Origin of the sequence: Dokdonia sp. Asnod3-C12 (assembly GCF_045063975.1) — a bacterium.
In the GTDB taxonomy this organism is placed as follows: domain Bacteria; phylum Bacteroidota; class Bacteroidia; order Flavobacteriales; family Flavobacteriaceae; genus Dokdonia.
Map to the genome: position 1 here is coordinate 3,113,803 of NZ_JBEFNY010000003.1, position 14,541 is coordinate 3,128,343.

The following is a 14,541-nucleotide window of genomic DNA, read 5'->3' on the forward strand; positions in this document are numbered from 1 at the left end:
TTTGGATTGTGAGATGCTCTAGTTGAATGCTAAAGCTCGTGATTTTTTCATTGCTTTTTCTAAAGGAATTACTAAATCTCTAACAATCTGCTCTCCTTGAGAATCATCTATAAGAGCAACCAAAATATATTTACGCTCAGGTCCCCATACTAACACAGAATCTGAGTGCCAGTTTTTCCATGATCCGGACTTTCTATAGATATCAGCTTTTGGAGCAATTTTATCTAATGTATTTACAAACTTGTGGTGTAATGCAGGATCTTTCATGATTTTAAGCATTTCTAAAGATCTTGCTGGGTTAATAAGATTTCCCATCGCAAGTTGGTAATAGAAGCTACATACTTGTCTTGCAGTAGCAGCATGGCTAAGACCTTTCATAGGTTCTGGATGGCGTCTCCCGCCTGCAGCATATCTCTTTCCTACCCATAAACCACCACCTACTTCTTCATCATAAAGTTTAAGCTGATCGCTACGTAATACTTGTTCTATTTTTTCATAACCTACACGGTCAATCATACGCGTAGATGCAGCATTATTTGATTTACTGATCATAAGATGCATATCCTTGCGCACTTCTTTAGAATCTTTGAGTTCGCCATTTTCTATAGCATCCATAGCTGCAAGTAAAATTGCAATTTTAGGTAGACTAGCTGCATACATCATAAACTCATCGTTTAATCCTGCATATTCTATTCTATCTACATTACTCATATCTACAATACCAATAGACATTTTATTTGCTTTGACCATGCTCTTCCATTTAGGATTCTTTGCTATTTCTTGAGAAAGTAGTTCTTGAAGAATAGGACTAGAATGTGTCTCTAGTGGAGCGACATCACTTACCGCTAGTGGAAGATTTTGTGCCGTCATCACTGAGGCAAGGAAGGAGCACATAAAAAGCGCAATGTATTTCATAAATATATGTTTTTTTAAAGGTTTCTTATAGTATACAAAAAGGCTGCCAAAGATAGCAACCTTTACTGTTAAAACGATGATAACGTCCTATAATCAACTATAGTATTTACTGTATTCTTAAAGTTATTATAAAATTGGGTGTTATACTCGTGAAGCTATTTAGAACCCTACAGCAGTATCATCTCCACGTCTATCTGCGCCACCTTCTAATGTGCCGTCAGGAAGCACTAAAATACCGTCTACTTTTCCGATAACTGGAGATTGTTCTTCATTTGTGTTGTATCCCTTTTCTTGTAACCCTTTTATGGTTTCAGCATCAAAACTATTTGGTTCAAATAATACAACATCTGGTAACCACTGATGGTGAAAGCGTGGTGCATTTACCGCTTCTTGCATAGTCATTCCATATTCATGAACGTTAAGAACCGTTTGTAATACAGAAGTAATTATTGTTGATCCTCCAGGAGTTCCTACGGTCATCCAGAATTCTCCATCTTTTTCTACTAGGGTAGGAGTCATACTTGATAGCATACGCTTCCCTGGTTCAATCTTATTTGCCTCGGCACCTATGAGGCCAAACATATTGGGCACACCAGGTTTGCTAGAAAAATCGTCCATTTCATTATTTAAAAAGAAACCTATCTCGTCTACATATAATTTTGATCCATAAGCACCGTTAAGCGTTGTTGTCACGGCGATTGCATTACCGTACTGATCTATCGCACTGTAGTGTGTGGTTTCCATACTTTCATAACCTGGTAACTTCCCGTGGCTCATATCACTTGAATTTGTGGCGGTATCCCAAGAAAAAGAATCCATTCTATTTTTTGCATACTCGTCAGACAGTAATGTTTCCAGCGGAATTTCAACAAAGTCTGGATCTCCTAGATAAAAGCTACGATCTGCATAGGCACGTCGCTCGGCTTCGGTAAGTAGCTGGATGCTCTCTACCGTATTATGTCCATATTGTGAGATGTCATATGGTTCAATCATCTGCATGATTTCAGATAAACACACACCACCAGAACTGGGAGGACTCATGGAGATAATTCTTAAGTTATCATATTCAAAAGTTACGGGAGTACGCCATTTTGCTTCGTAAGCGGCAAGGTCCTCCATCGTGATGATTCCACCCTTTGATTGTAGGTAGTTCACTAACTTCTGTCCAGTTTCTCCTTTGTAAAATTCGTCTTTACCATTTGCGACAATACGCTCTAGTGTTTTTGCAAGGGCTTCATTTTTGAGGGTAGACATTTTCACGAAAGCGTTTGCATATAAAATACTATCTCCATTAAGCTCGATAAACTTCTCGCGCAATGCGTCAAATCGTTTGGCTTGACTCTCAGTTACCACATATCCATTACGAGCAAGATCAATGACCGGTTGTAAAATTTGAGACATAGGTAAAGAGCCAAACTTCTCGTGTACGGCAAACATACCCGCAAGACCTCCAGGAACACCCACAGCAAGGCTTCCCTCTGTGCTCAAGTTAGGAATCACATTACCATCTTCATCAAGGTACATATCGTGCGTAGCGGCTGCGGGAGCCATCTCTCTATAATCTAGTGCGCCTATCTCGCCATCCTTAGTACGATATACTAGAAAACCACCACCACCTAGACTTCCTGCAAAAGGATATGCCACGTTAATCGCCATATCTGTTGCAATCATGGCGTCAAAAACATTACCGCCTTGCTCCATAATTTCTGATCCTATGCGTGAGGCTTCTTCTCGAGCAGAAACTACCATTGCTTTTTGTGCAATTAATCCATGTATGGGCTCAGGAGTAGGTGTTTCTGTCTTGCACGTTATAAATAAAATAGGAGAGAGGAGTAATAGTAATTTTTTCATGTGGTTGTATTTTCTAACGTAAATATATCAAACTTATAGTTCTTTAAGTTTTAATGCAACAAATGCCTGCAGCTCCTCAAAAAACCGTGTAAACTCATCTTCAAAGGCTTCATAATGTTCTGCTAGGTCTTCTATAGCCTTATCCATCGCTACGCGGCGTTTTGTGCGTATATTCATATTATAGAGCACTGTGCCTATTCCTTCCATAGTCGCATAACTGAGTAACCAGTTTTGTTCCATCATAGGGATCATCATTTTCTGAATTCGGCTCGTGAGCAGATGGTGATTATCCTCAAGTAATTGATAAAAATTTGTGATGTATATGTCTAAAGGCGTGTCGTGATAGTTCTTCCAGTTTTTGGCAAGAAAGTGATCGTATAGAATATCTACAATCACACCAGAGTAATGTCCATATTTCTCGTGAAGCCGCTTTGTACTTTGTTTTACAATGGGGTGACTGTCTGTATAACTATCTATCCAGCGATGTATTAAAATCCCTTTCTGGATATCATCTGAGTATTTGAGGTACTTTTTACCTTTTATACCATCTGCCATAAAGTTGCCTATGGTTTCTTGTGGTAATCCGTCTGTAAGGTAAATGTGTGCAAGGAAGTTCATATAGAGAACAAGATAGTTGTTGCAAGTTGTATTATCAATGGTTACTGGGCAAATAATACTTAAAAAATCAATGTTGCGATAGTTACGCTTTCGCGAAAGCAAAAAAACTTAAACATAATTTAAATTGCGTCATAAGTGCTATCGAGTTCAATTCTTTACTTTTGCGTCATCAATCAACTAACACCTAATCTCAGAATATCATAATTTATGACACTAATAAAATCCATTTCAGGAATACGCGGAACCATAGGAGGACGCACAGGAGATAACTTAACACCAGTAGATGCGGTTAAATTTGCTGCAGCATATGGAGCCTGGCTCAAGAATGACCGTAACAAAGAAACCTACAGAGTAGTAGTAGGGCGTGATGCTCGTATCTCTGGATCAATGATACAAGAACTTGTGATGAATACCTTAATAGGAATGGGGATTCATATTATAGATTTAGGACTTTCTACCACGCCTACCGTAGAAATCGCGGTACCTATGGAACATGCAGACGGTGGAATCATACTCACGGCTTCTCACAACCCAAAACAGTGGAATGCTTTAAAGTTATTAAATAGCAAAGGAGAATTCTTAAACGGAGTAGAGGGAGAGAAGATCCTTAAGTATGCAGAAAATGAAGACTTCACTTTTGCTGAAGTAGATGATCTAGGTGCTATCACAAAAAATGATGCTTACATCGATTTGCATATTGAAGAAGTAAAGGCTCTAGAACTTGTAGATGTAGATGCTATTAAGGCTGCCAAATTTAAAGTCGTAGTAGATGGTGTAAACTCTACTGGAGGTATTGCAATACCAAGACTTCTGGAAGAATTAGGAGTGGAGGCAGTAAAATTATATTGTACACCTAATGGAGAATTCCCACACAATCCTGAGCCACTTAAAGAACACTTAGGTGATATCTGTAAGATGGTAGTAGATGAGCGAGCAGATTTTGGTGTCGTAGTAGATCCAGATGTAGATCGTCTTGCATTTATAGATGAGAAGGGTGAAATGTTTGGAGAAGAGTATACGCTTGTTGCCTGTGCAGATTATGTACTGGGAGAAACTAAAGGAAATACGGTTTCAAATTTATCTTCTTCTCGTGCCTTACGTGATATCACTAGAAAGCATGGCGGAGAATACTTTGCAAGTGCTGTAGGAGAGGTAAACGTAGTGCAAACTATGAAAGACCAACACGCTGTAATAGGAGGAGAAGGAAATGGTGGAATCATTTATCCAGCATCACACTACGGTCGTGATAGCCTGGTGGGAACTGCATTGTTTCTGACGCACCTTGCGAAGCTTAAAATTACCGTGAGCGAACTTAAAGCTAGTTATCCTCCATATTTTATGAGTAAGCAAAAAATCCAGCTCACACCAGGTCTTGATGTAGATGCATTACTAGAAAAAATGGCTGCAAAATATGCTAATGAAGATGTATCAACGGTAGACGGTGTAAAAGTAGATTTTGAAAACCACTGGGTACATCTACGTAAATCTAATACAGAGCCTATTATTCGTATTTATACAGAAGCAAGCACACAAGAAAATGCAGATCAAATCGCAAATGATATGATTGCTACTATAAAGGAGGTAGCTGGCATATAATCATTGACAGTAGTAAAATCATAAAATCAATTTCGGTCTATTTGAAATCCACATTATAATGATTAATTATCGCATAATATTTTCTCTTGTTTTTTTACTCGGTTCTATCAATGTCTTTTCACAAAACAACCTTTCTAATGAAAAAGAAAGTAGACAAGCCATTAGGCTTATGAGTAAGGAGGACTTGTCAAAATTTAGAATAGATACTGAGGAATCTGAAAACGAAGTATTAGATTTTAAACTACGAGTAGATAAGCGTCAATCAATTCTTATAAAAGGTAATAAAATTGATGGAAGAGGTTTGTCTCTTATTCAAAAAACATCTCGTGGATCAAAGATCATCGTATATGATATAAGACGAAAAATTGTCGACTCATTAAAAGTTGGAACCCATGAATTTGTTGTAAGAGAATAAAATTTATGTTCATACAATTTTAAAAAGGAGCGCCACGGCGCTCTTTTTTTGTTGTCTTTTTTAATAAATTTACATCCTAAAGTTTTGATTATGAAAACATTAAATCCTATTAAGTCTAGCGGTAAACTAGAGAATTACTTTACACGCTTTCGCGAAAACATTGTAGGTGTGGATCAATACTTTACTTCACCTTATGGCACCCAGCGATTACTATATACAGATTGGACAGCCTCTGGGAGACTGTACGGACCTATTGAAGATAAAATGACACGTGATTTTGGTCCCTATGTGGCAAATACACATACGGAGACTACTGTCTCTGGTACTGCGATGACCATGAGTTACCACAAAGCCAAGGATATCATTAAAGAGCATGTACATGCAGATCAAGATGATGTTCTCATTGTAGGAGGTAACGGAATGACGGGAATGATCAATAAATTCCAACGCATACTAGGTTTAAAAGTACCTGAGAATATAAAAAAGTTTGTAACCGTACCAGAGGAGATAAAACCTATTGTTTTTATCTCTCATATGGAGCATCACAGTAATCAAACTACCTGGCTAGAAACTACAGCTAAGGTTGTAGTTGTTCCTGCTAAAGAAGACGGGCTTTTTTGTATAGAAATGTTTGAAAACGAACTTCTTAAATATGAGAATCATCCGTTTAAAATTGCTTCTATAACAGCGTGTAGCAATGTAACAGGTATCCAAACTCCGTATCATGATGTAGCAAGATTAATGCACGCACATGGCGGACTGTGTTTTGTAGATTTTGCTTGCAGCGCGCCCTATGTTAACATAGATATGCATCCAGCAAATCCCGAAGAACGCCTAGATGCTGTTTTCTTTTCGCCACACAAATTTTTAGGAGGCCCAGGATCTTCAGGTGTATTGATTTTTAATAAAGGATTATATAAAAACGTCGTACCAGATAACCCAGGCGGAGGTACCGTTTCTTGGACAAATCCTTGGGGAGAGCACAAGTATATTGATAATATAGAAGAACGTGAAGATGGAGGTACACCAGGTTTTTTACAAACCATACGTACAGCTCTGTCTATAAAGCTCAAAGAAGAGATGGGCGTTGGTAATATTATAAATCGTGAGCACGAGCTTATAGATATTATCTGGAAAGAACTCAATGAAGTACCGGATATTAATATTTTGGCTAGTAATCACAAAGACAGGTTGGGAGTAATCTCATTTTACATAAGTGATTTACACTTTAACCTTGCTGTAAAAATGCTTAATGATCGTTTTGGAGTACAAACGCGCGGTGGATGCAGTTGTGCAGGTACTTACGGTCATTATTTACTCAACGTAGATCAAAAAACATCTAATTCACTTACCTGCGAGATCGACGCTGGTAATTTAATTCACAAACCAGGTTGGATTAGAATGTCTATACATCCTACACTCACTAACGAAGAGGTTTTATATGCTTGTAGTGCCATTAAAGAACTAGCATCAAACCATAAAGAATGGTCAGAAGATTATCGTTATCAGACGCACTCAAATGAGTATTTACACAGGGATGATGCTGCTACGTCAAAGAGTAGAAGCGAAGCGATAGACCAGTGGTTTGAGTTTTAAGAGACTTAGGCCTTCTTTATTTTAGAAAGTATCTCTTCCTTTTTACCTAGAAGTTTAAAACGCTTATGAGTCCATAAGTAGTATTCTGGACGTGCAAGAATTTGTTTTTCTAGCGCTTTCGCGAAAGCGTTAGTAACCTCACCTTCGCCAGTTGCTGAAGCATTAGGAGTTAGTAACTCAAAGGTTCCTCTATAATGACCTCTGCTTATTTTTTCTGTCCCAAAATATATCACGGGTAGAGAAAATTCTTTGGCAATACGTTCAACACCAGTAAAAAAAGGTACTTCATGACCTAAAAATTGAGTCCAATAATGTGCTTTATGATACCTAGGTGTTTGATCTGCCACAAAGCCATAAGTGCCTACCTTATTATCATTTTCTAGTCGTTGTATGTAGCGCACAGTTTCTTTTGAGTCAATCATAAAGGTATTCCATCGTCCCCTTATTTTTCTAATAAGGTTGTCAAATTGCTTATGCTTAATTTTTTTATATACAGCATAACCAGGATTCTCCATAGAAAGTTGTAGCGCAAAAATCCACTCATAACTAGCATAATGTCCCATCATCAGGCAAGTGCTCAAACCATCTTTATCATATTGAGTAATGAGTTCCTTGTTTGTAAACTGGTAACGCTCTAAGAGATCTTCTTTCTTAATATTCATAGACTTGATCATCTCTAGAAACATGTCGCAAAAATGGCTATAAAACTCTTTTTCAATAGTCTTAAGCTCATCATTAGACTTGTTTGGGAAAGTAAGTCTTAAGTTATATCTCACCGTTTTCTTACGGTAACCTATGACATGATAAACAAGAAAGTAACAACAATCTGAAACGATGTATAAAGCTCTAAAAGGAAGTACAGAGAGTAACCATAAAAGGGGATAGAATAACCAGAAAACGACTACTTTCATTCAGATTTTGTTAAGAAATTGATAGCACAAATATAGCTATCTTTACAAGTAAAACTTAGTATTTATGGCGGATTTACATCCAGTTACAATTGCAATTATCTTAGCAAATGTTTTATTCTCTATGAGTGGTTTTAATAACTACTCTATGTTTGAAAAATACAAATTTAATATAGGTGCTATACGAAGAGGAGAGCAGGTGCGTATGGTATCTTCTGCCTTTTTACATGCAAACACGCAGCACTTATTATTTAATATGCTCACGTTATATTTTTTTGCAAATGCTGTGATCTATACCATAGGTGTACCTAAGTTTTTAATGGTATATCTATCCAGTTTACTCTTAGGTAATATTCTGTCTTATTTTCTACATAAAGATGAATATCATTACTCGGCAGTAGGAGCTAGTGGAGCAGTAATGGGTGTTGTGTACGCTGGTATTCTACTTAACCCAGGACTAGAAATTTACTTTTTACCGGGTTGGGTATTCGGAGTAGGATATATGATTTATTCCATTTATGGTATGGTAAAGCGCAATGATAATATAGGGCATGATGCCCACTTTGGTGGTGCTATTGCGGGTTATGCAATCGCGCTCATTTCGGTTCCAGAGCTCCTAGAAGTAAGATTACCTATTGTGCTTGCGCTTGCAGCACCTATACTTGTTTTCTTTGTATTATTTAAAATGGGAAAGATTTAAGAAACTATGGTATCAACTTTGTTATCTTAATTGTCTAAAACAAACAAATATGAAATATCTAACAGCAATATTATTATTTACGGTAATGAGTCTAACTGCACAATCTGATACTATGGAACCACTTGTAAATGTCACAGGAGAAGGAATTGTAAAAGTAATTCCAGATGGCGTATCGATAAAAGTTCGCGTAGAAACTCAAGGGAAGGAAGCGCAACAAGTAAAGGCAGAAAATGATCAATCTATAGACAAGGTGATTAAGTTTTTACGTTCTCAAGGAATTGATAATAAGTATGTACAAACAGAATACATTAATCTTAATAAAAATTACGATTATAACAGCAAGACGTATAATTACAACGCAAACCAAACGCTCACTATACAGCTCAAAGAATTAAAAATGTATGAGGGTGTAATGACTGGACTTCTTAATTCCGGTATTAATCGTATCGATAATGTACAATTCACATCGTCTAAGATGGATGCTTTAAAGGCAGACGCTCGTATAGCAGCGATAAAGGATGCAAAAGAAAAAGCAACAGCATATGCAGAAGCGCTCGGACAAACTATAGGTAAGGCGGTACAAATAAGTGAGCAAGGCACTTCTTCACCACAACCACCTATGTATAAAGCAAGAATGATGTCTATGGAAATGGACAACTCAGGAGGAGAAACCATTGCACCTGGTGAGCTTATTATCACAACTAAAATAGCTGTGAGCTTTAAATTAAACTAAGCTTAACTATTCTTAACGACGTGTTAACCATATCATTTAGAATAGCTCAGTATCTTTAATATATGAAAAAGTTAGATGAAAACAATAATAAGTCAGAGCGAAAAAAAGAAATAGAAGCACGCATCGTTAGAGATAATCCCAATCCTATATCCATAGGAAATGGTGTACATCGAGAAGGATCAGATTTAGCTAAGATAGAGGCTAATGATGAGGCGATATTACGAGCTAAGAACGAACAATAGTAAAAGGTATTTATAGAAAAAGGCAAAGAATGTATATTCTTTGCCTTTTTTATTTTCTAGATTTTAAGATAACGCTTTCGCGAAAGCGTAACTAAAATATTATCTATTTCTAGAACTTCTTAAATCTTTATATTTTGGTTCGGCGTCTTTTTCTGACTGTGTCTTCTCAGAATCTGCTACAAGTACATAGATTTCTTTCATTTCTTCTTCTGTTATATAGCGCCATTTTCCCTCCTCCACGTCTAGTGAAACATTCATAATCCTGTTACGCTTTAAACGTGTAACCTCATAATCAAGTGCTTCACACATGCGGCGTATCTGGCGATTGAGTCCTTGAGTAAGAATGATTTTAAAAGAAAATCTACTTAACTGTTCTACGTGACAGGTACGTGTTACAGTATCAAGTATAGGTACGCCATTCCCCATCTGTTGAATAAAAGAAGGTGTGATAGGTCTATCTACCCACACTTCGTATTCTTTCTCGTGATTGTTACGAGCGCGTAAAATTTTATTTACAATATCTCCGTCATTAGTTAAAAAGATAAGACCTTCAGAAGGTTTATCTAGTCTTCCTATAGGAAATATGCGACTAGGATAATTAATGTAATCAATGATATTATCCTTTTCTACACGTGTATCTGTTGTGCAAACGATACCTACAGGCTTGTTAAAGGCGATATAAACAGGCTTTTCTGTAGGAGCAGAGATGAGTTCGCCATTTACGTGAACCTCGTCACCTTGCGAGATCTTTGTTCCCATCTCTGGAATTCTACCATTTATGGTCACTCTTCCTTGCTCAATCAATTTATCGGCAGCACGGCGGGAGCAGTAGCCCACTTCACTTAGATATTTATTTATGCGTGTTTGTTTTCTTTCTTCCATAGAGCTACAAAAGTACTATATAATTGGACAAAAAAAATGCCAGTCGTAAGACTGGCATTGCAAGTTCATAAAAGTGAACTAAAAAGTTATATGTGCTTAGTCAATTACTCTGACGTTTACTGCATTTAATCCTTTTTTACCTTCTTTTAATTCAAACTCAACAGCGTCACCTTCTCTTACCTCGTCGATAAGTCCTGTTACGTGTACGAAGTGCTCTTGGTTTGCTTCTTCTTCATTGATAAATCCAAAACCTTTAGTGTCGTTGAAGAATTTTACTGTTCCTTTGTGCATTGTAATAATTTAAATATGTTAAGTTGCAAATTTACAGTTATTTAATACAGAAACTATTAATTGTAGTTAATTGTTTTAAAATAGTTTTTTATACGCTTTCGCGAAAGCTAAAACCCTTGTAATCGCCATTATATAGGGCTTTGACTAACTAAAAGTTGTATGAAAAAAGTCGCTATTTACTGAAATTAGGTCTCGTATATGATAAAGATTGTCTGTCTAATCTCGTAACTTGCGCTCAAAACCGACAAGTATGGCTCTTACAAACAACGATATCTTTAAAAAATTACGAGTAGCACTTCAATTGCGTGATGATGAAATCATTGAAATCTGTAAACTCGTAGAATTTCAAGTATCTAAGAGCGAACTAGGAGCTATTTTTAGAAATCCTGACCATCCTAAGTTTATGGAGTGTGGCGATCAGTTTTTACGTAATTTCTTAAATGGTCTTGTGATTCATAAGCGTGGACCGATGCCTCCTAAGAAGAAGTAATTATTCTTCATTCTAGCTATGTAAAACGTTTACCTATTATAGCTCTAGCATTTGTCTAAAGTGTTTTTTATAAGTTCTTAGAGCATTATTTGAGAATGTTAAGTGCTATAGTAAAGCGGCATAAATTTGTTTTTTTACCAAATGCTTTAAAATTTAAAAGCACCAATGGCTACAAGGTTGTAGAACAACGAATTATATAGTCGCTCGTCGAAATTTTAACATTAATAGCATTGCAATTACTAACTTGGCTCTATAATGAGTTAGTTTATGCGTTTACTGTTTTATATTGCTTTTTGCCTTTTAGGTAATACGGTACTTTCACAAGTTGGAATAGGTACCGCAGACCCTCAAAATGACTTACACATTAATGGAGGTTTGCGCATAGATGATAGCCCGTTGGGATCAGATGATGATGCTAGGAGTAGATTGCTAGCTAGAGATGCAAACGGAGATATCGTAACTGTACAATCAAGTCAGATAGTTGAGAGTGTTGCAGTCCCTCAACTTGCTTATCAAGCAAAATTTGGGGTTACCACTTCTAGTATTTTTGAAACATGTTCTCCATGTAATTCAAATGACAGTCGTAGGATTGAATTTGTTGATCCAGTAGTAAACATTAATAACACTTCACTAGTAACTTTAATAGATCCAAGTGCAACAGACGGCGATGAATATTTTCAAATTGAAGCCGACGGATTCTATAGATTTGAGATTAACACTAACATTACTTTAAGTGGCTCGACAGACTTTTTAATAAATTTACAGCTTGATAACGATAAAGCGACACTACCTGATGAAACAGATAGTTTTAGAGTTTTTGGAGGAGTACCCAGAGGAAACGTGACTGCTGCTCTTTCTTTGCCAATTTATGCTACAGATGTGCGATTTTATAACGCTGGAGATCGTATTACATTAAGTCTATCTATGGCCTATGTAAGCACATCAGGGGGACGAGAGGTGTCTAGTTTAAAACCTATAGGGACTTCATATATAGGTCAGGTGATTATAACAAAATACTAGAATTAAATTTTACTTGTTTTTATAACAACGAGTTCACTGTTTTCAAGCGTTGTAAAAAATAAGTAAACGTCACCTCCATCTTTAATCTTAAGCTTCTTGCGTATATCTTCTACCTTCATAGGGAAATTACGGGTGGTGATATTTGCCTTATTGATTTGCAGTTCTTTTGCTACTTTCTTTGAGTAGGGTAGTACCTCTAAAATTTTAAAGCGTCTTCCAGCAAAATCTTTTAACTCTGCCGATGTGTAGAGATGTGAGTGCTCATGAAGTTTATCTACTTTAAAATGATCACAAATCCAATGAAAAGCTCCGCTTTTCATAAGTGCAGCATTGGGCTCATATAGATATGTTTGGGGTACCGCATATGTGGGAGTAGATTCAAAAATTGCGGTATAATCAAATGTAAGTGTAGGATCTTCGGTATCTAAATTAACGACGGTTACTTGAGGTATACTCATTTTCTTAGGCGATAGCTTCCACAGTATTTCTTTTACCTCGTTTTTAAGTGCAACAATATGAATTTCGGCAACATGTTGTAGTTCTTCTAGTCCTGCAGATATATCTAATAATGGCGCAGTTTTAATCCATAAGCTATCACACTTAGATAGTAATAGATTTTTATATAAAGGAACATTAGGTAGGCAGTCTTTAAGCATAAATACTTTTCCCTTTGCGTCTGTACGTCTTCCAGGGTCTAAGAAAATGGTATCGAACTTCTGCTCAGTTTTAGAAAAGAATTCTATGGAATCACCTACTATAAAATCAATATTAGATTGCTGTAGTGTTTGCGCATTATTTTTCGCGAAAGCGGAAAGCTCACTATTCATTTCAATGTGCGTAACATGCTTTACTATTTGAGCAAAGTAAAATGCATCAATACCAAACCCACCAGTTCCATCAACAATATGGTTACCTTCCATAAGACTCGCTTTGTAACGAGCTGTAGCTTGTGAAGAGGTTTGCTCTAGGTTAAGTTTTGGTGGAAATAAAATCCCATCTGTTTCATGCCACAGCGGTAATTTACCCTTTGCTTTACGTTTGCCTTCTAGCTGTTGCGCTAGTTCTTGAACGCTTATTTCTTTGAACGGACTACCTTTGAGAATGAATGAGTGTAGTGGTGTTTGCTCATGAAGCTTCAAATAATCAAGCACTTCTGGCTTTAAAAGCATAGTGTTCATTACAAATCTTGTGTAAGTTTTTGAACAATTTTGTATTCACTTAAAAATTCCTTAGAAATCACTTTAAGTGCAGTATATACAGGTACGGCAAGAATCATCCCGAATACCCCAAATAGTAATCCTGCAATAATGATTGCAAGAAATATCTCTAGGGGATGTGATTTTACACTATTTCCAAAAACGAATGGTTGTATGATAAAATTATCTACCATTTGTGCAGCTCCATAGCATATAAAAATCCAAAACAGCTTAGGTAATATCACAGTTCTAAAATCCATATTGATATTACTAGATGTCACAAGTAATAACATGACACCTCCACCTACCAGCGGACCGATATAAGGAACTAGGTTTAATACCGCACAAAATAATGCAATTGCAAGTGCATTGTCTATCCCAAAGGAAAGCAAGATAATCGCATAAAGTACAAACATGGTAAACACCTGTATGATGAGTCCTATGAAATAGCGAGATAGCAAGTATTTAATCTTTTCAAAAACACGTAAAAATTTACCTTCATTACCTCTCCTGGCAAATACTAACAAGCTGTTTACTAAAAGTCTATTGTCTTTTAAGAAAAAGAATGTGATAAAAATAATAGCAAAAATCCCTATTCCTGCAGCTCCTAGATTTCCTATAATACTATTTAGAAACGTTGGTATAATCCCAAAATCAAAGTTCTTTACAAAGTCGGCTTGTTGTACACCTTGTATGATGGTCATTTTATTAATACCAAAGTAGGCGGCAATCTCTCCGTACAATCGATTAATATTCACCTTTACATCATCAAAATTAATCTGACTAAGATGCTGGCTCTGATCAATCACCACTGGTATAAACAAGGCGAGCACTCCCATAATAATCATGATGAGTAGGAGAATGGTCACTACGGATGCCCAAGTAGGGCTAAATTTAAGCGAGTAGCGTAAAAACTTCACAATAGGTCTTCCTACTAGTGATAATACTGCAGCAACGGCGAGGTATACAATTACACTTTGGATGGTGTAAAGCAGCCATAGCACCATGAGAACGCCTACTACAACGCCTATTGCTCGTAATATACCTATGCTTATTATTTTTGCTTTGAGTGGTTTCATTTGAGGCTG

16 protein-coding genes are annotated in these 14,541 nt (G+C 36.7%); 8 read left to right on the top strand and 8 right to left on the bottom strand.

Annotated features, from left to right (window positions below):
* Positions 1–18: 18 nt before the first annotated feature.
* The 3 genes from ACJJVW_RS14045 to ACJJVW_RS14055 all read right to left on the bottom strand — a co-directional run bounded on the left by ACJJVW_RS14045 (position 19) and on the right by ACJJVW_RS14055 (position 3,384).
* The gene (locus ACJJVW_RS14045) at positions 19–915 is read right to left on the bottom strand and encodes a serine hydrolase (RefSeq protein WP_298324686.1); all 897 of its coding nucleotides are present in this window, start codon (positions 913–915) and stop codon (positions 19–21) included.
* Between the two features lie 159 nt (positions 916–1,074).
* Complete coding sequence (gene ggt / locus ACJJVW_RS14050) at positions 1,075–2,766, bottom strand: gamma-glutamyltransferase (RefSeq protein ID WP_405252675.1); 1,692 nt, start codon at positions 2,764–2,766, stop codon at positions 1,075–1,077.
* 33 nt (positions 2,767–2,799) lie between these two features.
* Positions 2,800–3,384: an ACP phosphodiesterase gene (locus ACJJVW_RS14055; RefSeq protein ID WP_405252677.1), complete on the bottom strand. Its 585-nt coding sequence runs from the start codon at positions 3,382–3,384 to the stop codon at positions 2,800–2,802.
* Positions 3,385–3,591: 207 nt separating this feature from the next.
* Between ACJJVW_RS14055 and glmM the strand changes: the two genes are divergently transcribed.
* The 3 genes from glmM (at position 3,592) to ACJJVW_RS14070 (ending at position 6,991) form a co-directional block, all read left to right on the top strand.
* Entirely contained in the window at positions 3,592–4,980 is a 1,389-nt protein-coding gene (glmM, locus tag ACJJVW_RS14060) for a phosphoglucosamine mutase (RefSeq protein WP_405252679.1), read from the top strand.
* A 58-nt stretch (positions 4,981–5,038) separates the two neighbouring features.
* On the top strand, positions 5,039–5,395 hold the full coding sequence (locus ACJJVW_RS14065; protein ID WP_405252681.1) for a hypothetical protein: 357 nt from the start codon (positions 5,039–5,041) through the stop codon (positions 5,393–5,395).
* 90 nt (positions 5,396–5,485) lie between these two features.
* Positions 5,486–6,991 (top strand): aminotransferase class V-fold PLP-dependent enzyme, encoded by a 1,506-nt coding sequence (locus ACJJVW_RS14070; RefSeq protein WP_405252683.1) that lies wholly within the window; start codon positions 5,486–5,488, stop codon positions 6,989–6,991.
* Between the two features lie 5 nt (positions 6,992–6,996).
* Here ACJJVW_RS14070 and ACJJVW_RS14075 read toward each other — a convergent pair whose 3' ends face one another.
* Positions 6,997–7,902, bottom strand: coding sequence for a lysophospholipid acyltransferase family protein (locus ACJJVW_RS14075; protein ID WP_405252684.1), 906 nt, complete (start codon positions 7,900–7,902; stop codon positions 6,997–6,999).
* A 64-nt stretch (positions 7,903–7,966) separates the two neighbouring features.
* Between ACJJVW_RS14075 and ACJJVW_RS14080 the strand changes: the two genes are divergently transcribed.
* The 3 genes from ACJJVW_RS14080 (at position 7,967) to ACJJVW_RS14090 (ending at position 9,574) form a co-directional block, all read left to right on the top strand.
* The gene (locus ACJJVW_RS14080; RefSeq protein ID WP_144783869.1) at positions 7,967–8,599 is read left to right on the top strand and encodes a rhomboid family intramembrane serine protease; all 633 of its coding nucleotides are present in this window, start codon (positions 7,967–7,969) and stop codon (positions 8,597–8,599) included.
* Between the two features lie 49 nt (positions 8,600–8,648).
* A complete protein-coding gene (locus tag ACJJVW_RS14085) occupies positions 8,649–9,332 on the top strand; it encodes an SIMPL domain-containing protein (protein ID WP_405252686.1) in 684 nt (227 codons plus the stop codon).
* A 62-nt stretch (positions 9,333–9,394) separates the two neighbouring features.
* On the top strand, positions 9,395–9,574 hold the full coding sequence (locus tag ACJJVW_RS14090; protein WP_405252688.1) for a hypothetical protein: 180 nt from the start codon (positions 9,395–9,397) through the stop codon (positions 9,572–9,574).
* Between the two features lie 99 nt (positions 9,575–9,673).
* On the opposite strand, the gene rluF is transcribed toward ACJJVW_RS14090, so the two are convergent.
* Together rluF and ACJJVW_RS14100 are read right to left on the bottom strand one after the other, a co-directional pair.
* Positions 9,674–10,456, bottom strand: coding sequence for a 23S rRNA pseudouridine(2604) synthase RluF (rluF, locus tag ACJJVW_RS14095; protein ID WP_405252690.1), 783 nt, complete (start codon positions 10,454–10,456; stop codon positions 9,674–9,676).
* Between the two features lie 96 nt (positions 10,457–10,552).
* Complete coding sequence (locus ACJJVW_RS14100; RefSeq protein ID WP_013752291.1) at positions 10,553–10,747, bottom strand: cold-shock protein; 195 nt, start codon at positions 10,745–10,747, stop codon at positions 10,553–10,555.
* A gap of 250 nt (positions 10,748–10,997) precedes the next feature.
* Here ACJJVW_RS14100 and ACJJVW_RS14105 point away from each other — a divergent pair, with 250 nt between their 5' ends.
* Together ACJJVW_RS14105 and ACJJVW_RS14110 are read left to right on the top strand one after the other, a co-directional pair.
* Entirely contained in the window at positions 10,998–11,237 is a 240-nt protein-coding gene (locus ACJJVW_RS14105; RefSeq protein WP_013752290.1) for a DUF1456 family protein, read from the top strand.
* Positions 11,238–11,504: 267 nt separating this feature from the next.
* Positions 11,505–12,257, top strand: a complete 753-nt coding sequence (locus ACJJVW_RS14110; protein WP_379953127.1) for a hypothetical protein — start codon at positions 11,505–11,507, stop codon at positions 12,255–12,257.
* A gap of 2 nt (positions 12,258–12,259) precedes the next feature.
* Here the strand turns inward: ACJJVW_RS14110 and ACJJVW_RS14115 are convergent, their stop codons facing one another.
* Both ACJJVW_RS14115 and ACJJVW_RS14120 read right to left on the bottom strand, forming a co-directional pair.
* Entirely contained in the window at positions 12,260–13,435 is a 1,176-nt protein-coding gene (locus tag ACJJVW_RS14115) for a THUMP-like domain-containing protein (RefSeq protein ID WP_405252692.1), read from the bottom strand.
* Positions 13,435–14,532, bottom strand: coding sequence for an AI-2E family transporter (locus ACJJVW_RS14120; protein ID WP_298324722.1), 1,098 nt, complete (start codon positions 14,530–14,532; stop codon positions 13,435–13,437). Before ACJJVW_RS14120 ends, ACJJVW_RS14115 begins: the two co-directional genes overlap by 1 nt.
* Positions 14,533–14,541 lie beyond the last annotated feature (9 nt).

What these genes read in the sequence shown, in the direction of transcription:
- ACJJVW_RS14085 (WP_405252686.1), top strand. Translation starts at nt 8,649, where the DNA reads ATGAAATATCTAACAGCAATATTATTATTTACGGTAATGAGTCTAACT.
- ACJJVW_RS14055 (WP_405252677.1), bottom strand. Translation starts at nt 3,384, where the DNA reads ATGAACTTCCTTGCACACATTTACCTTACAGACGGATTACCACAAGAA.
- glmM (WP_405252679.1), top strand. Translation starts at nt 3,592, where the DNA reads ATGACACTAATAAAATCCATTTCAGGAATACGCGGAACCATAGGAGGA.
- rluF (WP_405252690.1), bottom strand. Translation starts at nt 10,456, where the DNA reads ATGGAAGAAAGAAAACAAACACGCATAAATAAATATCTAAGTGAAGTG.
- ACJJVW_RS14100 (WP_013752291.1), bottom strand. Translation starts at nt 10,747, where the DNA reads ATGCACAAAGGAACAGTAAAATTCTTCAACGACACTAAAGGTTTTGGA.
- ggt (WP_405252675.1), bottom strand. Translation starts at nt 2,766, where the DNA reads ATGAAAAAATTACTATTACTCCTCTCTCCTATTTTATTTATAACGTGC.
- ACJJVW_RS14045 (WP_298324686.1), bottom strand. Translation starts at nt 915, where the DNA reads ATGAAATACATTGCGCTTTTTATGTGCTCCTTCCTTGCCTCAGTGATG.
- ACJJVW_RS14110 (WP_379953127.1), top strand. Translation starts at nt 11,505, where the DNA reads ATGCGTTTACTGTTTTATATTGCTTTTTGCCTTTTAGGTAATACGGTA.
- ACJJVW_RS14120 (WP_298324722.1), bottom strand. Translation starts at nt 14,532, where the DNA reads ATGAAACCACTCAAAGCAAAAATAATAAGCATAGGTATATTACGAGCA.
- ACJJVW_RS14105 (WP_013752290.1), top strand. Translation starts at nt 10,998, where the DNA reads ATGGCTCTTACAAACAACGATATCTTTAAAAAATTACGAGTAGCACTT.
- ACJJVW_RS14070 (WP_405252683.1), top strand. Translation starts at nt 5,486, where the DNA reads ATGAAAACATTAAATCCTATTAAGTCTAGCGGTAAACTAGAGAATTAC.
- ACJJVW_RS14075 (WP_405252684.1), bottom strand. Translation starts at nt 7,902, where the DNA reads ATGAAAGTAGTCGTTTTCTGGTTATTCTATCCCCTTTTATGGTTACTC.
- ACJJVW_RS14065 (WP_405252681.1), top strand. Translation starts at nt 5,039, where the DNA reads ATGATTAATTATCGCATAATATTTTCTCTTGTTTTTTTACTCGGTTCT.
- ACJJVW_RS14115 (WP_405252692.1), bottom strand. Translation starts at nt 13,435, where the DNA reads ATGAACACTATGCTTTTAAAGCCAGAAGTGCTTGATTATTTGAAGCTT.
- ACJJVW_RS14090 (WP_405252688.1), top strand. Translation starts at nt 9,395, where the DNA reads ATGAAAAAGTTAGATGAAAACAATAATAAGTCAGAGCGAAAAAAAGAA.
- ACJJVW_RS14080 (WP_144783869.1), top strand. Translation starts at nt 7,967, where the DNA reads ATGGCGGATTTACATCCAGTTACAATTGCAATTATCTTAGCAAATGTT.